The sequence below is a fragment of the Edaphobacter sp. FHG110511_03 genome (assembly GCF_059115365.1).
Genome location: NZ_JBZYWL010000003.1, coordinates 803645 through 824417, shown reverse-complemented (window position 1 = coordinate 824417; position 20773 = coordinate 803645). Strand labels below are relative to the sequence as shown.

Annotated in this window: 16 protein-coding genes; 10 read left to right on the top strand and 6 right to left on the bottom strand. The window is 59.8% G+C overall.

The features are described 5' to 3' along the window. The first annotated feature begins 113 nt into the window (after positions 1–113). Genes AC5S26_RS16830 through AC5S26_RS16820 form a run of 3 tightly spaced genes read left to right on the top strand, consistent with a single transcriptional unit; the run spans position 114 to position 4648 of the window. On the top strand, positions 114–3641 hold the full coding sequence (locus tag AC5S26_RS16830) for a glycosyltransferase (protein ID WP_494186067.1): 3528 nt from the start codon (positions 114–116) through the stop codon (positions 3639–3641). A 47-nt stretch (positions 3642–3688) separates the two neighbouring features. Then, positions 3689–4150 carry a hypothetical protein gene (locus AC5S26_RS16825; RefSeq protein WP_494186066.1) on the top strand — a complete coding sequence of 154 codons (462 nt, stop codon included), beginning with the start codon at positions 3689–3691 and terminating at the stop codon, positions 4148–4150. 3 nt (positions 4151–4153) lie between these two features. Then, positions 4154–4648, top strand: a complete 495-nt coding sequence (locus tag AC5S26_RS16820) for a hypothetical protein (protein ID WP_494186065.1) — start codon at positions 4154–4156, stop codon at positions 4646–4648. A gap of 25 nt (positions 4649–4673) precedes the next feature. Here the strand turns inward: AC5S26_RS16820 and AC5S26_RS16815 are convergent, their stop codons facing one another. Then, the gene (locus AC5S26_RS16815; protein WP_494186064.1) at positions 4674–5108 is read right to left on the bottom strand and encodes a YybH family protein; all 435 of its coding nucleotides are present in this window, start codon (positions 5106–5108) and stop codon (positions 4674–4676) included. Between the two features lie 231 nt (positions 5109–5339). On the opposite strand from AC5S26_RS16815, the gene pruA reads away from it, so the two are divergent. After that, a complete protein-coding gene (pruA, locus tag AC5S26_RS16810; RefSeq protein ID WP_494186063.1) occupies positions 5340–6932 on the top strand; it encodes an L-glutamate gamma-semialdehyde dehydrogenase in 1593 nt (530 codons plus the stop codon). Between the two features lie 158 nt (positions 6933–7090). Here the strand turns inward: pruA and AC5S26_RS16805 are convergent, their stop codons facing one another. Then, on the bottom strand, positions 7091–7747 hold the full coding sequence (locus AC5S26_RS16805) for a response regulator transcription factor (protein WP_494186062.1): 657 nt from the start codon (positions 7745–7747) through the stop codon (positions 7091–7093). 244 nt (positions 7748–7991) lie between these two features. Between AC5S26_RS16805 and AC5S26_RS16800 the strand changes: the two genes are divergently transcribed. The 4 genes from AC5S26_RS16800 to AC5S26_RS16785 all read left to right on the top strand — a co-directional run bounded on the left by AC5S26_RS16800 (position 7992) and on the right by AC5S26_RS16785 (position 14062). Next, the gene (locus AC5S26_RS16800; protein ID WP_494186061.1) at positions 7992–9638 is read left to right on the top strand and encodes an FAD-dependent oxidoreductase; all 1647 of its coding nucleotides are present in this window, start codon (positions 7992–7994) and stop codon (positions 9636–9638) included. Between the two features lie 22 nt (positions 9639–9660). Beyond that, the gene (locus AC5S26_RS16795; protein ID WP_494186060.1) at positions 9661–11130 is read left to right on the top strand and encodes an ATP-binding protein; all 1470 of its coding nucleotides are present in this window, start codon (positions 9661–9663) and stop codon (positions 11128–11130) included. A 58-nt stretch (positions 11131–11188) separates the two neighbouring features. Further along, on the top strand, positions 11189–11311 hold the full coding sequence (locus AC5S26_RS16790; protein ID WP_494186059.1) for a hypothetical protein: 123 nt from the start codon (positions 11189–11191) through the stop codon (positions 11309–11311). A gap of 207 nt (positions 11312–11518) precedes the next feature. Then, the gene (locus AC5S26_RS16785; RefSeq protein WP_494186058.1) at positions 11519–14062 is read left to right on the top strand and encodes a glycoside hydrolase family 95 protein; all 2544 of its coding nucleotides are present in this window, start codon (positions 11519–11521) and stop codon (positions 14060–14062) included. A 15-nt stretch (positions 14063–14077) separates the two neighbouring features. Here the strand turns inward: AC5S26_RS16785 and AC5S26_RS16780 are convergent, their stop codons facing one another. Beyond that, positions 14078–15019 (bottom strand): alpha/beta fold hydrolase, encoded by a 942-nt coding sequence (locus AC5S26_RS16780; RefSeq protein WP_494186057.1) that lies wholly within the window; start codon positions 15017–15019, stop codon positions 14078–14080. Between the two features lie 167 nt (positions 15020–15186). On the opposite strand from AC5S26_RS16780, the gene AC5S26_RS16775 reads away from it, so the two are divergent. Beyond that, on the top strand, positions 15187–15363 hold the full coding sequence (locus AC5S26_RS16775) for a hypothetical protein (RefSeq protein WP_494186056.1): 177 nt from the start codon (positions 15187–15189) through the stop codon (positions 15361–15363). 39 nt (positions 15364–15402) lie between these two features. Here the strand turns inward: AC5S26_RS16775 and AC5S26_RS16770 are convergent, their stop codons facing one another. Beyond that, a complete protein-coding gene (locus AC5S26_RS16770) occupies positions 15403–15573 on the bottom strand; it encodes a hypothetical protein (protein WP_494186055.1) in 171 nt (56 codons plus the stop codon). Positions 15574–15617: 44 nt separating this feature from the next. Between AC5S26_RS16770 and AC5S26_RS16765 the strand changes: the two genes are divergently transcribed. Continuing rightward, on the top strand, positions 15618–16385 hold the full coding sequence (locus AC5S26_RS16765; protein ID WP_494186054.1) for a zinc-binding dehydrogenase: 768 nt from the start codon (positions 15618–15620) through the stop codon (positions 16383–16385). 20 nt (positions 16386–16405) lie between these two features. Here AC5S26_RS16765 and AC5S26_RS16760 read toward each other — a convergent pair whose 3' ends face one another. Further along, entirely contained in the window at positions 16406–17470 is a 1065-nt protein-coding gene (locus AC5S26_RS16760; protein WP_494186053.1) for a VWA domain-containing protein, read from the bottom strand. Beyond that, on the bottom strand, positions 17467–20634 hold the full coding sequence (locus AC5S26_RS16755) for a hypothetical protein (protein WP_494186052.1): 3168 nt from the start codon (positions 20632–20634) through the stop codon (positions 17467–17469). Before AC5S26_RS16755 ends, AC5S26_RS16760 begins: the two co-directional genes overlap by 4 nt. Between the last annotated feature and the right edge of the window lie 139 nt (positions 20635–20773).

Sequence of the window (20773 nt, the reverse complement as noted above, 5' to 3'; positions counted from 1 at the left end):
CTGCATCATACTGCGAAGCTTTAGACACGTTTGCGACGACGCGTTGACTCCACTCATCCCCCTGCATAGGATGTAGCGAAGGCACCCGCCGTGGAACCGCATCTCACTCCCTGATGGCCAAACAGATTTTTTACGACCCGCAACGCAAGCGCTGGAAGCGTTTCCGGGTTCTTTTCGACTCGCTCGCGCTTGCGGGGCTTCTCCTCGGCATCATCTTCCTGGTCGGCGCCATACGTATGAAGCCTCTGCCAGAACTTTTACTGGCCGCGCAGAAGCGCAACTATCGAACGCTCGCCAACCAGCAGTCGACGAAGTTCCAGAAGCTACGCCGTTCCGCGCATCGCAAGACCGACCTGAAGCCTTCGGACGTTCCTCTGAACTCAGGCGAAGGCCTGCGTGCGGCTTATTATGTGGCGGACGATCCGGGCAGCTACTCCTCACTGAAACAGCACATCAGCCAGATCGACATTCTCTTTCCGGAGTGGCTACACGTGGTCTCTCCCGAGGGAAATCTGATGGCTTACACCATCAACAACTCCCCCTACAGGGTGGTCGACAAGGGCGACGTCAAGTCGGTGGATCGGGACAACGAGGTCGGCACAACCATTGCCAACAGCCACGTCAATCTCGATCTCTTTCCGCTGGTCAACAATTACGATCCGATTAAAAACATCTTTACTCCCGAGGTCGGCAAATTTTTGATGAATGACGCCGCCCGGGCGAACTTCATTCATCAGATTGACGTCTTTCTCGCCGCCAATCCCAACTATCTCGGTCTCTCGCTCGACCTTGAAGAGATCCCCGACGAGGCTCAACCCAGCTTCCGCACCCTGGTGGCTGCTCTCTACGCCGACTTTCATCCGCGCCATCTCCGTCTCTACGTCAACGTTCCCGCGCATGATGCGGACTTCGATTACAAGTTCCTGGCCGACAACTCCGACGGTCTGCTGGTCATGAACTACGACGAGCACGAGACCGGGAGCGGTCCCGGCCCTATCGCCTCTCAGGACTGGTTCACCGACAACCTGAAGGCCATCCTTAAGGTCGTTCCCAAAGAAAAGATCATCTGCGCGATCGGAAGCTACGGCTACGACTGGACTACGACGTCTCCTGCCCCCCGTAAAAAGGGGAAGAAGCCTGTTCCTGAGAAGGTCCTCTCGGCTGTGAGCATCTCGACGCAACAGGCCTGGCAGGAGGCTTACGACTCCAAATCGCACATCGATCTTGACGACGACTCGCTGAACGTCCACTTCGCCTATGACGATGACGATGCTCACGTTCGTCACTACGTCTGGTTCCTGGACGCTGTCACCGTAGTGAACGAGATGCGGGCTGCGCGCGAGCTCGGCATCCAAACCTACGCACTCTGGGCTCTTGGATCGGAAGACAATTCGCTTTGGAAGATATGGGACACCCCTCTTAGCGCGGATCCCGCTAAAGAACTGGCTAGCGTCCCCCCGGGCTACGAGGTCGATACAGAAGGCGAGGGCGACATCCTTCGCGTCACCCGTAAACCTCAGATCGGCTCCCGCGATCTGACCATGGATGATGACGACTCCATTCCGGCGCGTTACCGGATGGTTCTGCAGGAACAGATGGAGTCGTACCCGCTGTCCTACACCATCACCCAGTACGGCTATCGCCCCAAGAAGGTTGCCATCTCCTTCGACGACGGCCCAGACTCAGAGTGGACTCCCAAGATCCTCGATGTGCTCAAGAAGTACGACGTCAAGGGCGTCTTCCTGCTGATTGGCGAAGAGGCTGAAAAGAATGTCGGGATCATGCAGCGCATCTATCGCGAGGGCCATGAGATCGGCAACCACAGCTTTACCCATCCTGATATCGCCGAGGTCTCCAAAGGACAGGTCGATCTTGAACTGAACCTGACCGAGCGGCTCTTTGCCTCAAAGCTGGGCGTGCAGCCTCTCTACTTCCGCCCTCCTTACTCCATCGACCAGGAGCCTGACACCAACGACCAGGCGGCTCCAATCGACCGTATTCAGAGCCTTGGCTACGTCATCCTCGGCAACAAGATCGACACCCACGACTGGGACGAGAATCCGCGCAAGACCCCGCAGGAGATCACCGACAGCGTCTTCCAGCAGATCGCCAACATGGACAAGCAGCCATGGACACGCGGATCCATCATCCTGATGCACGATGGCGGCGGCGACCGCTCCGCAACCGTGGCCGCCCTGCCCATGCTCATTACCACGCTGCGTCAGCGCGGATATGAGATCGTTCCCGTCTCCGACCTGATCGGCAAGACCCGCGCGGAGGTCATGCCTCCGCTGACGCCGCATCAACGCTGGCAGGCCCGCGCCGACTCGGTCGCCTTCTTCCTCTTCGGCTTCTTCAATAACTTCGTCGTTGCCGTCTTCTTCATCGGCGATATCCTCATGAGCGCGCGCCTCATCATCATTGGCGTCTTCGCCCTTATCGACCGCCTGCGGACCCGCAAGAACTTCGCGGCCCCCGATTACGCTCCCCGCGTTGCCGTACTGATCCCGGCTTATAACGAGGAGAAGGTCATCGTCCGCACCATCCGCTCGGTGATGATGTCGAACTACAAGAACATCCGCGTGATCGTTATCGACGACGGCTCAACCGATAACACCTTCGAGGCAGCTCGCGATGCTTATCCGGCCGATATCGCCTCGGGCCGTCTTACCGTGCTCACCAAACCGAACGGTGGCAAGGCCGAGGCTCTGAACTTCGCGCTCAACCATACCGACGAAGAGGTTTACATCGGCATCGATGCCGATGGCGTGATCGCCCACGACGCCATTACCCGTCTGGTCAGCCATTTCGCCAACCCGAAGATCGGTGCTGTGGCAGGCAATGCCAAGGTCGGCAATCGCGTGAACCTGTGGACCCGCTGGCAGGCCCTGGAGTACATCACCTCGCAGAACTTCGAGCGCCGCGCACTGGATCTGTTCAACGTCGTGATGGTTGTGCCCGGAGCCATTGGGGCCTGGCGCACCGCCGCAGTTCGCGATGGCGGAGGCTATCATCCGGATACGGTCGCCGAAGACGCCGACCTCACCATGAACGTCCTCGAACAGGGCTACTCGGTCATCTACGAGGATCAGGCCCTTGCCTTCACCGAAGCTCCCGTCAATATGAACGGCCTGATGCGCCAGCGCTTCCGGTGGTCCTTCGGAATTCTTCAGGCGGTCTTCAAACATCGTGGAGCGATCGCGAAACACCGCGCCATGGGCCTCTTTGCGCTCCCCAACATTCTGATCTTCCAGATTCTGCTTCCGCTGGTCTCGCCGCTCATCGACCTGATGTTCGTCGCCGGCTTCATTCATTACTTCATCGACAAGCACTTTCACCCCGATACGGCATCTGCAGCCAGCTTTCATAAACTGCTGCTCTTCTTCTTCGCCTTCCTTGTCATCGACTTCCTCACCTCGGCCCTGGCCTTCGCGCTCGAGCGCAAACATCCCGCCAGCCGCGGCGACGCGTGGCTGCTGGTCCATATCTGGATCCAGCGCTTCACGTATCGGCAGGTCTTCTCCGTCGTGCTGTTCAAGACCATGAAGCGGGCGGTCGACGGCAAGCCCTTCAGCTGGGACAAGCTCGAACGCACTGCGAAGATGTCGAAGCAAACCGAAGCGCTCGCCGAACACCGGTAAGGAAATTTTCTTGTGCTTCGTTTCAGGCCATCGTATGATCCGCAGCCATGAATCTCGCATGCTATATCTGTGATGGTCCCGGGCCCAAGATGGAATTCATTGTTGGCCGCGTGTCTCCGGAGAATGCATGCTGGGGACTCTGCAAACTTTGCAGCATCGCCGTTTGTACCGGACACGGCTTCCGCCACGAGACTCCCGACGAGTACCAGTGTGCTCTGTGCGTCGGTCCCGGGATGAAAAAACATGGCCCGGGAGGGGACGATCCTCAGCAGCCTACCGACCCCGGCCCGACTAAGGAAGAGTTCGTCAACGCCTACAGTCAACTTCGATTCGAGATCCGCGAAGAGGTCGACCGCAAACTCGCGGAGTACTTTTACGACCGGCCAGGGCCGCATCGGATGAATCGTGAAGCTCGCGAGGTTGCCGCCGCTGCCTACGAAGCTGCCTCAGGGGTAGCAGAGTTCCGCATCCGCCTGCTCGAGGCCGTCGCCGATATTGCGGGCGTGTAGCGAATGCCGCTCCTTACTCTCTTTCCTGGACGCGAGTGCAGAATCTCGTTTCGGCCCGACGTAGCCGAGGGCGAAGCCATTCTTACGGGAGACAACACCATCAATGCACAAAAAGACTCCAAGATCCTGATTCAGATCGGCAGCAAAAACTACTACCTGAACGTCACGAAGACGACGAAGATCACCGATCTGGCCAATCGCGACAACGTCATCCTTCATGGGACAGTTGAGTCGGAGACGGGAAGATTCCGTCGAATCTCGGAGACTCGTTACCGCCTGCACAAAGCCATGGGATCAACCAAGGCGCGCACCTCGTTCGTCGCGCTGCTGCTGTCGGTTCTCCTTGCCGCCGGAGCTTCCGTCAATGCTGCGCAGCATGGAGCATCGTCGGCACAGGCTTGTTCCGGCCTGCATTGCGTTTCAACCTTTACGTGGATTCTGATGGGGCTCTCCGCTGTCTCGGCCATCTTCGGATGGTTCAAAGACAACGTCTTGTAACCGCGCGTCGGGCTAGTGATTCCTTTTAGGGTTTCAGGTCGATTGCGGCTCGGGGGCTTCCATCCATGTAGAACGGCACCGACTCGTGCTGATGGGTGATCTTCCATTCGCTGCCCTTCTTTCCGAAGCACAGCGTGTTGCGTACCCAGATGTCCATGTCCGGGCCTTCTTTCTTTTTTGCGGCCATACGGCATAGAAAGTAGGCAAAGGCGATCTCGCCGGAGGATTCGATGTGCAGGTCACGCACTTCGAAGTCGATTCGATCGCCGGTAAAGGTATCGAACCATGCCTGCACTCCGGCGGCGCCCTGAGAGTTTTCAGGAGTCGATTGCAACGGAGGCGACAGGACATACATCGTGTTCGAAGGATCGTAATGGCTGACAACCTGTTCCGTATTTTTGGAGCGCAACGCATCCAGGAAATCGTCGAGAGTCGCCTTCACATCGTCGATGCTCTGCATAAATCTCACCTCGGGAACCCGTTTTGGGACCTCCTCTTTCGACGCGACTGAAGGTCCGCGAGGTTTTGCCGTATCCTCACATTTCCCAAGGCGACAGGCATGAAGTTAAACTTCAATGAAATTGATTACAGAACTGATAACAGGTAGGTTGATTGCGTCATTTATGTTCGCGAAGAAGCGGTTTTCGTGGTGAAGGACTCAATCTTCGAACGGGACTAAAATTGAACTATTATGGCCACCGCAGACATTGCCGCTCCATCGCCGCGCACCGCTGAGACTCCTTTCGTCAACGAGCCCTTTATCGACTTCTCCACGGCTGAGAACAAGCGGGCCATGGAGGCCGCGCTCGCTGAGGTTGAGAGCCAACTCGGGCGCGAGTACGACATCATCCTTGGAGGCCGGCGGCTGAAGACCGAGGGCAAGATCGTCTCGGTGAATCCTGCACGCCCGGCGCAGGTCGTAGGCATTCATCAGCGCGCCGAGGCTGATCTTGCCGAGGAGGCTGTGCAGGCCGCTCTTGCCGCCTTCCCTGCCTGGAGCCGCACTCCTGTCGCCGAGCGCGCCGCACTGCTGTTCCGTGCCGCCGACCTTGTCCGGCAGCGTAGCTTCGAGTTCTGCGCATGGCTTACGTTTGAGGTCGGAAAGAACTGGGCCGAGGCCGACGCCGATGTAGGCGAGACCATCGACTTTCTGGAGTTCTACGGCCGCGAGGCTCTGAAGCTGGACGCCGCGACAACGCCGATCCAGTTTCCCGGCGAACGCAACCAGCTTCGCTACATTCCGCTTGGCGTCGGAGCTGTGATCCCGCCGTGGAACTTCCCCTTCGCCATCATGGCGGGAATGACCGCGGCGGCGATCGTCTGCGGAAATACTGTCATTCTGAAGCCCTCGGTCGATGCCCCTACGATCGCCGCGCGCTTTGTGAGCCTGCTCGAAGAGGCCGGGCTGCCGGACGGAGTCGTGAACTTTTGCCAGGGCGACGGTCCGGGCTTCGGCTCCGCTGTGGTCGCGCATCCTCAGACGCGCTTTATCGCCTTCACGGGATCAAAGGCGGTCGGACTGGAGATTCACGAGAGCGCAGCGCGCACCCAACCGGGGCAGAAGTTCATCAAGCGCACCATCCTCGAGATGGGCGGAAAAGACTCGATCATCGTGGACAGCGATGCCAACCTTGACCTTGCGATTGAAGGAGTCGTCGCCAGCGCGTTCGGCTTCAATGGCCAGAAGTGTTCGGCCTGCTCCCGCGCCATTGTGGATGCGAGCATCTACGACACTTTCTGTGACCGCCTGCAGGCTCGGGTTGCCCAGATCAAGACGGGAGACCCGGTGGAGAACGTCTATACCGGGCCGGTGATCAGCCCGAAGTCGCACAAGAAGGTTCTCGAATACATCGAGATCGGCAAGGGCGAAGGCCGCCTGCTGAACGGAGGAGCAGCCGTCAAGACGCCCGAAGAGGGTTACTACATCGCTCCCACCGTCTTCGCTGATGTGAGCCCTACGGCACGGATCGCCCAGGAGGAGATCTTTGGGCCGGTGCTGGCGGTGATCAAGTCGCAGAACTTCGACGATGCGCTGGCGATTGCGAATAACACCGAGTATGGGCTGACCGGGTCCGTCTATTCCAGCTCGCGTGAAAAGCTGGCGCGCGCCGGGGAAGAGTTTCACGTCGGCAATCTGTACTTCAATCGGAAGTCGACTGGGGCGATGGTGGGAGCACATCCGTTTGGCGGCTTCAATATGAGCGGGACCGACTCCAAGGCGGGCGGCCCGGACTACCTGCTGCTGTTTACCCAGGCCAAGAGCATTGGGGAGAAGGTGGGGTAGGGCGGGGCGGCGAGGATAGGGTTGTAGCCTCATGCTGCATCCCGGGCGGGAGCGGAGTGTGTGGGTGGAGAGCAGGCATCCTGCAAAAAATACAGGGATTCTTCGACTCCGCTGCGCTGCGCTCAGAATGACGTTTTGTAAGTGTAGGCCGCGGAAACTTACGCGGTCTTCATCTCGATCAGGTTTCCTGCCTTTGCGGCTGCCTCGGCGAGCACGCGATGGTGGATTGTGAACAGGGCAAGCTCCAAGCGGTCGGAGACTCCGGTCTTGTCATAGATTCCCCGAAGGTAGTTCTTGATGACCTGTTCCTTGGTCCCCAGCTGGAGGGCGATCTCCTTGTTCTTGCAGCCCTGCACGATCAGGGCGACGATCTGCATCTCTTTTGGAGTGAGCCGGTCGCGGACGCGGGCTCCTACGCTGTCGGTGGAGTGGATGGCGGTAACGTTCGCGCGCTGGATGTAGCGCTGTCCGCGGGCGATACGGCGAACCCCCTCGACCAGGTCGGTTCCTCCGACATTGCGGCACACGACTCCGTCGACGAGCGAAGTTACCTCGTCAGGAACCTGTTCGGTGTTTTCGGCGACGAGGATGATACGGCTTCCCATCATCCTTGCCCGTTCCGCCAGGGCCGGGACTTCCGGATGAAGGCTTGAGGCGATCAGAAGGATCGAGCCGCGCAGGCTATCGAGTGCGCTCCACAGCTTGGGCAGGTCTTCGCACTGGGCGACGATACGCATATCGTCTTCCAGCGACAGAACCCGTGCCGCTCCGGCCCGGAAGATGACCTGGTTATCAGCGAGAATAATACGGTTCATACGTTTCTCCTGCGGTGGGGTCTTTTGCCCCGTATTCTTCTCATCGGCTCTTCCTCGCCGGCGTAACCGCTGTGTCTTCAATTCGGACAAATTACTCTGCGGGTCCGTAGCAACCATTTTTTACGGCTCCATCCTCTCTCACATTGGAAACAGTTTCCAGTTTTCTGAATCCCGGGGGTTCCAGTACCAATCAAATCACAGGTGCAGTGTGCACATGTACCGGTCCGCGAAGTATAACAAGGGTATGCCGAAGCCAATCTTGCTAGCCATCGACGATGACACCAGCGTCCTTGAGGCGGTGGTCCAGGACCTGCGCCGCCACTATGGCCAGGACTACCGGATCGTCCGGGCGGCCTCCGGCGGAGCGGCGCTCGATATCTGCCGCCAGCTGAAGGAACGCAACGACACGGTCGCCCTTTTTCTCTCAGACCAACGCATGCCGGGAATGACCGGCGTCGATTTCCTCTCACAGGCCCTGTGCGTCTATCCCGATGCCAAGCGCGTGCTTCTGACCGCCTATGCGGACACCGAGGCTGCGATCCGGGCCATCAACTCGGCCAAGATTCACTACTACCTCAACAAGCCGTGGGATCCCCCGGAAGAGAAGCTCTATCCAGTTCTGGACGATCTTCTCGAGGCCTGGAAGCAGGGATACCGTCCGCCCTTCGAGGGAATCCGCGTGGTGGGGATGCGCTGGTCGGCGAAGGACCATGCGGTACGGGACTTCCTCTCGCGCAACCGCATCCCTTACCAGTGGCTGAATCCGGAGCAGACTCCTGAGGCCCTGACTCTTCTGAAGGAAAAGGGCGCGGACGATGCGAAGCTCCCTGTCGTTCTTTTCGGGGATGGGACGGCGCTGGTTCAACCCAGCTCGACCGATCTGGCCGCGAAGCTGGGAATGCCGACCCAGGCCCAGCAGAAGTTCTACGACATCGTCGTCGTCGGCGCGGGTCCAGCGGGCCTGGCCGCAGGCGTCTATGGAGCCTCCGAGGGACTTCGCACGCTGATCGTGGAGCCGAACGCCCCGGGCGGGCAGGCGGGCTCAAGCTCGAAGATCGAGAATTACCTGGGCTTTCCCTCCGGCCTGAGCGGAGAAGAGCTGGCCAAGCGAGCGTATCTGCAGGCGACAAGGCTGGGAGCCGAATTCCTGCTGCAGCGGGTGACCTGCATCCGTTCGGAGAATAATTACCAGATTGTCGTGATGAACGACGGTCAGGAGATTACCTGCCACGTCTGCCTGATCGCGACCGGCGTCGACTACTGCATGCTGGATGTTCCGGGAGCCACTGCGTACACCGGCGCGGGCGTTTATTATGGGGCGGCGTTGAGCGAGGCGATGGGCTGCGCGAACGAGACCGTCTATATCGTCGGCGGAGCCAACTCTGCCGGGCAGGCCGCGATGCACTTCTCCCGCTATGCTGACAAGGTTCATATGATCATTCGCGGGGATTCGCTGGCCAAGAGCATGTCGAAGTACCTGATCGACCAGATCGAGGCAACGCAGAATATCGTGGTCGAGACGAAGACTGAGATCGCCGGGATGTTCGGCAATGGCCACCTGGAATCGGTGACACTCAAGACCCCACGGGGCGAAGAGACGCGCGAAACCAGCTCCCTGTTCATCTTCATCGGCGCGGCGCCCAAGACCGACTGGCTTCCAGCGCAGGTTGCCTGCGACAGCAAGGGCTTCATCCTCGCCGGTCCGGAGCTGAAGGCCAAGGCTCCGACAAGCTGGAAGCTCGAACGTGAACCCTATCTTCTGGAGACCAGTGTGCCGGGCATCTTCGTCGCCGGCGACGTTCGCTACAACTCCGTAAAACGCTGCGCCTCTGCTGTTGGAGAGGGCTCCATTGCGATCCAGTTTGTCCACCAATACCTAGCAACACTCTGAAAGGTCTAACGTCACCACCACCATGAGCCAACAATCCCAGGTCGTCCAACAGCCCACTCCAGCGCGTATCAGCGATGCTCTCTTCGCACAGTTGAGAACAACGTCGATCTTCTCCTCTCTGAAAGACGAGGAGCTGCGTTGCCTGAACGGGTTGGAGGAGATCCATCTGAGCAAGGGCGACCTTCTAGTCCGCCAGGGAGAGGCGGCTCATAACTTCTGGGTTCTGCTGGAGGGCGAGCTTCTGCTCTCCCAGACCATGCCGGATGGACGCGAGATGGAGGTGACCTCCATTCCCAGCGGGAATGCCTTCGGCGAGCTTCCGCTTCTGGCGAATATTCCCAATGCGGTCAACCTGAAGGCGGAAGGCCCCTGCCACCTGGTGCAGCTCAGCGAAGAGGGCTTCTGGAGCCTGATGACGACCTGCCCGGATGTGCGCAAGGCGATTTTGGGGAATATGGCGAAACGATTCCAGAAGATGCAGAGCGCAACGATTCAGCAGGAAAAGATGGCTTCCCTCGGAACCCTGGCCGCCGGGCTGATGCACGAGCTGAACAACCCCGGTACCGCGGCTCGCAGGGCGGCTTCGCAGCTGCGCTCGAACCTGATGCGAATGCATGAGCTCTCCGCGAAGTTCAGCAAGACCGATCTGAGCCGGGAGCAGAAGGAGTGCCTCCACGATCTGCAGGAGCATACTCTGGCCGCCAGACAGACCATCGTGATGAGCTCGCTGGACCAGAGCGACGCTGAAGAGGCACTGGCGGAGTGGATGGAGGGAGCCAATATCGAGAATGCCTGGAAGATGGCTCCCACGCTGGTTTCGATCGGCCTCAAGGCGGAAGACCTGGAGTGTGCGCGATCGGAGTTTCCGGGATCCACGCTTTCGGACGCATTGAACTGGATTGAGGCGATGGCATCGAGCATGCAGCTGGTGGGAACCATCGAGGAGAGCATCGGACGCGTCTCCGATCTAGTGATGGCAGTCAAATCGTATGCCTACGAAGGCAAGGGCATGAAGCAGTCTGTGGATGTCAACAGCAGCATCCATGCCACGCTGGTCATCCTGAGCCACAAGATGCGCGAGAAGGAGATCACGGTGGAGAAGGACTTTGCTTCCGATCTTCCTCCCCTGCAGAGCGAGTGCACCGGGCTGAACCAGATCTGGACCAACCTTCTCGACAACTCCATCGACGCCGTCGGGCCGCATGGAAAGATCAGCGTGAAGACCTGGACGGAGAAGTCTCACACCGACGAGCATCGCACCGAGATCTGCATCCGCATCGCCGATGACGGTAGCGGCATTCCGCTGGACAGCCAGGCGCACATCTTCGATACCTTTTACACAACCAAGCCGGTGGGTGTCGGCACGGGACTCGGACTCGGAATCGTCCACCGCATCGTGGATCAATACGGCGGAGTGATCCGCTTCTCGTCGATCCCCGGCAACACGGAGTTCATCGTTCGGCTGCCGGCGCAGACTCCTCAGTCTGTCTGAACCCACGAGCCCGGCTCTCCGGAACATCATCGTATGATGAACCCAGGGAGATTTCAGGGTGCCGCTTACACCATTCCATATCGCACTTCCTGTCGACGATCCTGACGCGGCCCGCGCCTTCCATGGAGGCCCGCTGGACTGTCCTGAGGGGCGAAGCTCCACGCAGTGGAGCGCAAAGTGACTGCGAAGTTTTTGTGGATCAAGCGCTTGCCGGGATCTTCGAGGTTCGCGTTCCTGACGCCGAGACATTACCATTCTGGTGAAGGCACTTAGAATGATCGAGGCGCAAATGTTGCGCGATGGAAGAACTGAAATTTCTGAACCACTCTTGCCAAAGAGGAACGCCAGCCGGGCCAAATGCCCGAGCCAGCACTGGAGCCTGACCTAGATGCCGAATCGCCCCACGCGCCGCCGCTTTCTTGCAACCTCCGCTGCCGCGGCCGCAGCGATCTCGCAGCATAAGGCTCTAGCTGTGCCCTGGCAGGAAGTTGCAACGTCTGACGAACAGACGCCTTACAAACTCTTCTTCGATCAACCGGCGGCGGAGTGGGCGAACACGTTGCCGGTGGGCAACGGCAGACTGGGAGCCTGCGTCTTCGGCCAGCCGGGCAAGGATCGAATCCAGCTCAACGAGGAATCCATTTGGGACGGGGAGCTGCGTGACCGCAATAACCCGCTGGCAGGCGAGACAGTGCAGCGGATGCGCGAGCTGCTCTTCGCCGGACAGGTCGCGGAGGCAGAGGCGCTTGTGCTGACGGATTACCTCTCCATCCCCCGGCGTCTTCCCTGTTACCAGACCCTTGGCGATCTGCACCTGGACTTTGGGCCGATGGATGGCTTCACCGACTATCGGCTGGAGCTGAACCTGGATACCGCCATCGCGACGACGAGCTTCACTCACGGCGGCGTGCAATACCGGCGCGAAGTCTTCAGCTCATCGCCGGACCAGGTCATCGTGATACGGCTTACGTCGAACAAGGTCGGAAAGCTCAGCTTTACCGCCGCATTGGATCGGCCGGCGAACTTCGAGACGGCTGCGCTGGCGCAAAATCGGCTGAAGCTCTTCGGACAGGCTCTCCCGGTCAATGACAATCCGGGGCTGCCGGTCAAGGAACGCCAGGTCGGGGTTCGCTACTATGCGGAGCTTCTGGCGGTATCGACCGACGGCATTACCTCGACCAAGAACAATGCATTGGTAGTAGCCAATGCAACCGCGGTAACGCTGTTCCTCGATTGCGCGACGAACTTTCGCTATCCGGCAGGCGAGGCGATGATGCGGCAGGTCGTCGTAAAGAATATCCTTGCCGCTGCATCGCGCCCCTATGCCGAGCTGCGCGCGCGTCATATCGCCGATCACCAGAGGATCTTCCGGCGTTCCGCCATCACGGTTGGGTCTGCCGAAGATGCGAATGCCGCGATTGCCACCGACAAACGGCTCCAGAAGATCAAATCCGGAGGCGAGGACCTGGGGCTACTGGGGATCTACTTCCAGTTCGGCCGTTATCTGCTGATCTCGAGCTCGCGTCCGGGGACGCTCGCGGCCAACCTGCAGGGAATCTGGAACGAATCCGTCGATCCGCCATGGGGCTCGAAGTACACGATCAACATCAATATCCAGATGATCTACTGGCTTGCGGAACGGGCCAACCTCTCGGACCTGCACGCGCCTTTGTTCGACCTGATTGACCGCACCCGCTCCCCCGGCCACGTCACGGCACGAAAGTATTACAACGCGGATGGCTACGTGGTGCACCACAACACCGATATCTGGGGCGACGCCTCGCCGGTGGATGCGCTGGGCGGCGGCGTGTGGCCGATGGGCGCGGCATGGTTGTCGCTTCATCTGTGGGACCACTTCGATTACACCGGCAACATCTCTTTCCTGCGCGACCGTGCCTATCCACGCCTGCGCGACAACGCGGTTTTTCTTCTCGACTCCATCGTGACGGATCCCAAGACCGAGCGCATGGTGACCGGACCTTCCTGTTCTCCGGAGAACAAGTATCTTCTGCCGGACGGAACCGCTCACAACGTCTGCATGGCTCCGACGATGGATATCGAAATTGTTCGAGCGGTGTTGACGCGACTGCTGCAGGCAGCCGCCGTGCTTGCAGCTTCCCCTGACTGGGAGGCCACGACGGATGCGCAGCTGCACAACCGCGCCCGTCTGGCCCTGATCAAGCTGCCTCCTTTCCAGATCGGCAAGGCAGGCAACCTGCAGGAGTGGCAGCAGGATTACGCGGAGAATGAGCCGGGCCACCGGCACATCTCCCACCTGTTCGCTTTGTTTCCGGACGATCAGATTACGCCGCAACGAACTCCCGACCTGGCCAAGGCAGCACGCGTGACGCTCGACCGAAGGCTTGCGCACGACGGAGGCAGCACAGGATGGTCGCGTGCCTGGATCCTTTGCTGCATGGCTCGCCTGCAGGATGGCGATGCGGCGTATCAGAGCCTGTTGCGTCTTCTGGCGGACTCGACACGCGGCAACATGTTCGATGTCTGCGGCAAAAAGGCGAACTCTCCCTTCCAGCTCGACGGCAATATCGGAGGCCCGACGGGGATGGTGGAGATGCTGTTGCAGTCCCACGCCAGCGGAGGCAGCAGTGAAGCTGCGCAGCTGCGCGGAGCGGAGTCGGCATCCAATGTGATTCGGCTTCTGCCGGCGCTTCCGAAAGGCTGGCAGAACGGCTCGTTTCGCGGATTGCGCGCCCGCGGCGGTCTCGAGATCGACCTTGAGTGGGAAAACGGCAAGGCCACGACCGCGACCCTGCGCGCGCATCTGGATCTGACTCACCACATCCTTTCGCCGAAAGGACAACGGGTGACCTCCGTTTCGCCTATGTCGACGCAACCGATTCCCGGATCTGGCCCTGACGAGCTGTTCCTGCCGGTCAAGGCCGGGGAGAGTTTTACCATTCGCTTCTCCTGAACGGACGCGCCGCGGTCAGAGTTGCGGCTTCTTTGAACTGCCGCTGGATCGAATGAAGGCCAACAGGTCCGCGGTGAACCGTTGCGGTCTCTCCCAGTGCAGTGCGTGGCCTGTCTCCGGATAGGCCTTCAGGGATGCCTGCGGAATGGTGTGGAGGAGAGTCTCCTGGTCGTCGCGATGGAAGATGGAGTCCTTCTCCCCCCACAAGAGCAAGGTCGGGACCTGAATCTTCTTCAGCGCATCGAGAGAATCGCCTGCACTGATACTTGCGCCGAGGCCGTGCCAGGTGGCAGCCGGTACACGCTGTGCCTCGCCCACCATCATCTCGAAGAACCATGCCGGGACCGGATAGTAGATGGTGCTGGCCTGGAAGTCGCGGGCGAAGGTGTACGGAACCGGATCGGTGAGCTTTGCAAATGGGCTGGTGATGGTCTCCTCTGACGATCCTGCCTTGCGAGTCCCGGGACCGGAACCGATCAAGACCAGGCGGTCGAGATAGCCGTTATCCTGTTCGGCGACCTTCTGGGCGACGAAGCTGCCAAGTGAATGTCCGATGAGGGTTGCGTGCTGGATATGGAGCTGATCGAGGAAGTCGAGGATATCTCCGGCGAAGTCGGCGCGGGAGTAGCCGGTGTCTGGATGGTCGGAAAGGCCATGGCCGCGCAGCGTAACTGCATAGACGCGATAGCTCGAGGGAACAAGGGGAAGCACGCGAGCGAAGGAGTGCCAGGAGTCTCCGGCCCCATGCAGCATTACGATTACGGGCCCCTTCGGATCTCCCTGGACCGCATAGTTCAACGTGATGCCGTTCCGCAGCTTGATGACCTGCGAGGAGATGCGATCGTCCAACGGCGAGGGAAGCTTTGCCTGGGCGCCTGAAATCTGCGCGGCGAGCAATACGGCGAACAGAAGAGCAAGGAGACGGCGCGAAGGACGTAAGCGAACCAGGTGCGGCATGCGACACCTTCCACGGTGAGATAGGGCTTGCACAGCATGGAAATTGCCGGTTATAGGTTATATATGTCCGGCAAGGGATTTGGCGGATCGATATCGCCACTCTACACCATCGATGGCCGCTGCCTCGCGAGGGAGAAAAGGTAGAGAGCGGAACGCAGGAGGTTGGCGTGAACAGAAGTACCATGCGGACACTGCTGACGATTCTGATGTATGCGGGCGTGGGAATTTTTCTACTCCCCTATGCGATCGGCAAGGCTTCGACCGCTCCCCTGCTGATGCTGCTGGGTGGAATCATCGCGGTGGTCTGCGGGTTGCTGCGGTGCTATCTGACCGAAGAAGAGTAAGCGCATTGCGTGCATCTGCCCTGCCAGCTCTCATCTATGCTAGGCATAGAGGGCAGCCCACACATGCATGCAGCCGTCGTTGAAAGCTACACTAGTCCGCCACGCTACAAGACCTTTGCCGATCCGGTCCCTCAGCAGGGTGAACGCCTTGTAAAAGTCGTGGCCGCTGGGCTGCATCCAATCGTAAAGTCGCTGGCGAATGGGAGTCATTATGGCAGCACCGGTCAATTCCCTTCATCGCGGGCGTGGATGGTGTGGGCAGGCTCGAGGACAGAACCTCTGTCTACTTCGGGGCCGCGCGTCCTCCCTTCGGAACCTTCTCGGAGCTTGCGCTTGCCGGGGACAGCCTTCTGACTCCACTCCCGAAGGGATTGGACGAGGCTACGGCAGCGGCGATCGCGAATCCGGGGATGTCGTCGTGGGTTGCACTGAAGGCCCGCGCAAAGTTCTCTCCGGGAGAGAGTGTCCTCATTCTGGGCGCGTCGGGCTCCGCAGGCCAGCTTGCCATTCAGATCGCGAAGCGGCTGGGTGCAAGGCGCATTGTCGGCGTCGCCAGACGTGTGAATGAAGAGGAGATGAAGGCGCAGGGAGCGGATTCAGTGTTCTCTCTTACTCTGGAGCGTGACGCTCTGATTGCCGCGCTGCGAAAGGAGTGGAGCGACCATGGCATCGATGTGGTGCTGGATTATCTATGGGGCCAGCCAGCCGAGACGGTGCTTGCTGCGATCGCCCAGAAGGGGCTCAGCCACTCGGCTCCGCGAGTCCGCTATATCCAGATAGGAGGAAGCGCGGGGCCGACCGTGACGCTTCCCGCGGCAACGCTGCGCAGTTCGGGCCTGGAGCTGCTGGGCAGCGGGTTTGGAAGCGCTTCGATGGAACAGATCCGTGAAGCGATCCGTGAATTCTTCACGGTCGCGGCAGTGAAGCCGTTCGATGTGAAGCTCCGTGCTGTACCGCTTCGCGACGTAGAGACGCTGTGGAATGAAACGAGCCAGGGGGATCGGCTGGTCTTTCACCCCTGATCGATTTCAGCTCGCGACGCCTACCGCGACGTGGCTTCGGACGTGGCGGCAGGATTCGCTACCGTGGCAATCTGTGCCGGTTTCAGGACGCGATATCCGTCGCGGGTGCGGATGCGATATTTCTGCGCGTTCTCTCCGACCAGCTTAACTGTGATGGCGCGCCAGCCGCGATTCGGGTTGGGCTGTGGATAGTAGCTGAACGAATAGAGGTGAGCCAGGTCTTCGCGAATCGAGGCAAAGGCATCCTTCTCATCCTTCCAGCTCTTGGCGAAGTAGGCCTTGCCGCCGGTAGCCTTGCTCATGCGCTCGAAGACTGCCGTTGATATGGGCTCTGCCTGCGCATCGCGCGTGCTGACCATGTAGATGATGGTGCCGGTCGATTGCGCGAGCTCCGCGACGTCTTCGGGCGGAACCAGGCTGGCATTATCCGGGCCGTTCGAAAAAACGACGATGGCTTTGCGGCCTGTGAACTGCGCCGCGTCCTTCACCGTCATCAGAAGACAGTTATAGAGCGCCGCATCATCTCCGGCGACCGTGCTGCGCACGCCACGCAAAACCGCCGGGCGCTCTGCCGTAAGCGGAACCGCGCGTGAGAGGTCGCGGCTATAAGAGTAAAAAGCTACGTTAGAGACGCCTTCGAGCGAACGGATAAAGTCGGCGATAGCGTCCTGCGCGAAGACAAAGCCGCGATACATATAGTTGCTGGTATCGAAGAGGATGAAGACGTTGGCCCCGGTAACGGAGGGGCCGATTGCGGCAGGTTGATCCGCATCCGGATTGGAAGGCTGCGCAATCTGGCGCGGCACCATTCGGCCTTCGGGCCCGCTTAAGACCAGGCGCGTGGTGGGTTCATTGCCTTCTTCGAAGGTGGCGATTTTTTCAGGGATCTTGTCCTCGGTGATCGCAAAGTCCTCGGGCTTGAGACCACGGATGTAGTTCCCCTTGCGGTCCGTGACAGCGACGTTCAGCTGCACCAGCACCACGTTGACCAGGATCCGGGAGTCGTCCTGGGCGGCGATCCGACGCCCACCCCCGAGAACCAGTAAAGACGACAACAACAGAACGGAGAGAAGAGAATTTTTCACCGTACTCCTCCAATCGCGGTTTCCTGTGCTTTCCCATTAGGAGTCTGCAACGATGTAGCCGTAGCCGCCATCGGCAACGGAGCCACCTTTCCCTGGCGGAACTCCTCGCCGGTCTCCTGCATGGCTCGTTCGAGCGCGGGCCAGTCTTCGAGATCGGTGGCGAAGATCTTCGCGGTCATGCGACGGGTGAGCTCCGGCACCAGGCGATTCAAGCTGGCGGGCTCGTAGCCCTTCTCATCCGCGAGCCGAGCCCAGTAGAGATTGCTCGACTCCCAGGACTCGCCGAAGAGCCGGCTGGACTCTCCTCCGAAGGACGGAAAGGGCTTCACGTATAACAAGACCGGAGCGTAGCTGCGCGCGAGCACGGGATGGGGGACACCGAAGTCGCGAGAGAGACGTTCTGGCGTCGTCTGCTCCGGATACTTCGCGCAAAGGGCGTCAAGCTGCTGGCTCTGCGATCCGACGGCAGCGTGACCTGGATACCTGCGACGAAATTCGGTTGCAAGATAGAAGGTATCGGCGGGCATCGTCTGAGCGAGCACCGCGATAGCATCTTCGTTATTCGCCAGCGATTTATCGAGCGTCTCCAGCCTCTGTGGCGCCATACGATCCGCCAGAATCTGGGTGACCTGGCCGCGGAGGGCGGCATCAGTCTCTGCCGCAAGCAGCAGCTCTTCGCCTGAACGCTGATAGAGTGTCACGGCATGAAGCTCCTGCGGGCTCACTCCCCACCATCGGGGAACGGTCGCGCTGACGAGCAGGTCAGGGACGAGCTCCTTCCAGATGAGTGCCTGGACGTTTTCAGGAGCGATGAAGTCCTGTTCGGTCGAGGCAAGCGCATAGGGCAGGTCGGCGAGCGAACCCATCAGATAGGCGCCGCCACCTGCCGGGGTTCCGACGCCCATCAGCTCAGGCGACATCCAGGAACGCTCGGTTGAGACTACGGTGAGGCCGGAGAAGTCGTGCGAACGCACGAACAGAGAGTTGTTATGCAGCACCTGCGCGCCCGGCGGCTCGTAGTAGGCGTAGTTCAACCCGACGAGAGCATCTCGCAGAAACGGAGTCAGCTGCCCTCTCGCATTTTCGAGCTGTGCTTTGGTGCCCGGGGTTTTGATCACCTTGGTGAGATCGGTCTTGATCTGCAGCTCGGCGTGATGGCTGGAATATACGCCGGGAGCCCAGCTGACCTTCTCGCTGTTGGTGAAGATGGGGCGAGGCATCTCGAACTCGCGCAGCTCTCCGGCGAGTCCAAGCATGTTGTGCGGAGCGGGCGATCCCTGCGCCATCGCGCCCAGGCCATCGCTCAAGGCAAACAGCGTATCGAGAGAGACGAGCCTTTGATCTTCAAGCACATTTCGAATGCGATCCGCGATCTCCTGACGGGCTCGCTGTGCTTCGGCACTTTGCTGAGGCGGACCCGCCATCAGATTGATCAACGCCTCCTGCGAGAGGCTTTGCCCGCCGGCCGCTTTCACGATATCGCCCAGAGAAGAGCGCGATGCGTCGAAGAGCTGCGACGATGAAGTGATCTTCGCAAAAGGACCCACGGCGTTCATCCACGAAGAGTTCAGGACGCTGGAAGGAATCTCTTCCTGTCGTGCGAGGACCTGCCAGATCCCTACATTCGCCTGGAACGCTCCAACGGCATTGCCACGCAGGGTCGAGTTAGAGATATTGCCGATGGCATCGGCTACGTTCATGAATCGGGCGATGGATTCGTCGGTCAACTCGGGGAATTCGGAGAAGAGCAGATACCAGGTTCCGAACTTCTGAAAGCGGGTGGCCAGCAGACGCGCAGTCTCGGGCGAAAGCTTCCTGCCGGCGGGCCGGCGAGCATCGATTTCAGCGAGGGTGAGATAGGTCTGAAGCGGGCCGGTATCGGAATCAAATCGTGAGATCGAGGCCATCGCCTCCAGCAACTGCTCGTGCTCGGAGTCACTCCAGCCGCGGGCATGCTTGCCCCACGCACGCACGACCTTGGAGTCCGACTTCTGCGCGAGGTTTTCCTTCCAGACGCTGAGATCGCCCGGAATATGAGGCTGGCCGTTGGGCTCCCATTCAACGCGGGTGAAGAGCACCAGCAGACCGGGAGCCTTGCGGAAGACGCTGGCCGTCGCTGGCGGGTCTATTTGAGGAGCGCGGAAGGCTTCATAGACGTGCTTCATGCGCGGGGACTCGGTAAGGTGTTCCTGCTGGGTCTGGCTCACGCGGGAGAGCGCATCGTAGTACGCGGCGAGCCAGCCATTGTCCTTCGCCACCAGATGCAGGACGAATTCACCCGGATTGTCGGGACTGGCTCCTGCGAGATCCTTCCAGACGGGCTCCGCCTTACTGCCTCCCGGCACAATCACTCTGCCGGAACGGATCGAGATCTGGCTTCCATAGAAGTCCAGCACCGGGGCATAGGCCGAGAGTTTCCAGAGTCCGGGAGACTTCGCCAAAGCCAGGTTGGTCTCATCGTCATTGCGGGACAAGGCCCAGTAGAGCCGGGCGATTGCGGGCTCGTGAATCAGGAGATCTACCAGATTGTTAGCGGACCGCCTGCGATTGAGGGACATCCAGTCCGACTCTTTCATTAACACCGGAACCCGCGCTGAAGGAAAGGCGTAGTGGAATGGAGTTCCTTTTTGAAGGGATTCTTCGAGCGTCATCAATGGAAAACCCGAGTCGATGGTCAGAAAAGCGCGGTCCGGATTCGAAGTTGCCAAGGTAAGGTTCTTGTCCTGACAGTTGCCGACCACGCGATATCCGAGGATCTGGATCAGGGTTCCGACGTCGCCGCAGCCATTGACATTGATCGTTCCACTGGATCCGGCAAGGATCTGCAGCTCGCGCGCCTGTTGGACATACCGGTCCAACAGTACCAGGAATTCCGTGGGCTTCTGCTGACTGTAGCCCTGCATGAAAACGTTGCGGGATAGCAGCGGCAGAACCTCATCGGCGGGAATCTTCTGGCTGATACCGGCCATTCGCAAAAATGATCGCAGGGGTCCGGGGATCACGACGCCATCGGCAGCGCGTGAGACCGACTTGCCGCCGGGGGTAGTTCGCGAAGGCCTTCGCGGAGAGGAAGAGCTCGTTTGGGTCCAGGCCGCAAGCGGGCAAGCGAGCAGGCATATCAGGCCTGTGGAAAGGAGCGTAGGCCGCCGAAGAAGGAACTTCATCGCAGACACCTCATCAAACCCCTGAGAGAACTACAGGACACTTTTGCATGCAGCAAGCCCGAAGGATTCAAAGGCTGCCGGCGCGATTGAAGATTACCAGCCCACCACAACCGGCTTTTAGCTGCGACTCGTGAGTGTG

Bases quoted from the DNA above. Each gene is read 5' to 3' on its own strand.
- AC5S26_RS16830 (WP_494186067.1), top strand. From the start codon at position 114: ATGGCCAAACAGATTTTTTACGACCCGCAACGCAAGCGCTGGAAGCGT.
- AC5S26_RS16825 (WP_494186066.1), top strand. From the start codon at position 3,689: ATGAATCTCGCATGCTATATCTGTGATGGTCCCGGGCCCAAGATGGAA.
- AC5S26_RS16820 (WP_494186065.1), top strand. From the start codon at position 4,154: ATGCCGCTCCTTACTCTCTTTCCTGGACGCGAGTGCAGAATCTCGTTT.
- AC5S26_RS16815 (WP_494186064.1), bottom strand. From the start codon at position 5,108: ATGCAGAGCATCGACGATGTGAAGGCGACTCTCGACGATTTCCTGGAT.
- pruA (WP_494186063.1), top strand. From the start codon at position 5,340: ATGGCCACCGCAGACATTGCCGCTCCATCGCCGCGCACCGCTGAGACT.
- AC5S26_RS16805 (WP_494186062.1), bottom strand. From the start codon at position 7,747: ATGAACCGTATTATTCTCGCTGATAACCAGGTCATCTTCCGGGCCGGA.
- AC5S26_RS16800 (WP_494186061.1), top strand. From the start codon at position 7,992: ATGCCGAAGCCAATCTTGCTAGCCATCGACGATGACACCAGCGTCCTT.
- AC5S26_RS16795 (WP_494186060.1), top strand. From the start codon at position 9,661: ATGAGCCAACAATCCCAGGTCGTCCAACAGCCCACTCCAGCGCGTATC.
- AC5S26_RS16785 (WP_494186058.1), top strand. From the start codon at position 11,519: ATGCCGAATCGCCCCACGCGCCGCCGCTTTCTTGCAACCTCCGCTGCC.
- AC5S26_RS16780 (WP_494186057.1), bottom strand. From the start codon at position 15,019: ATGCCGCACCTGGTTCGCTTACGTCCTTCGCGCCGTCTCCTTGCTCTT.
- AC5S26_RS16770 (WP_494186055.1), bottom strand. From the start codon at position 15,573: ATGACTCCCATTCGCCAGCGACTTTACGATTGGATGCAGCCCAGCGGC.
- AC5S26_RS16755 (WP_494186052.1), bottom strand. From the start codon at position 20,634: ATGAAGTTCCTTCTTCGGCGGCCTACGCTCCTTTCCACAGGCCTGATA.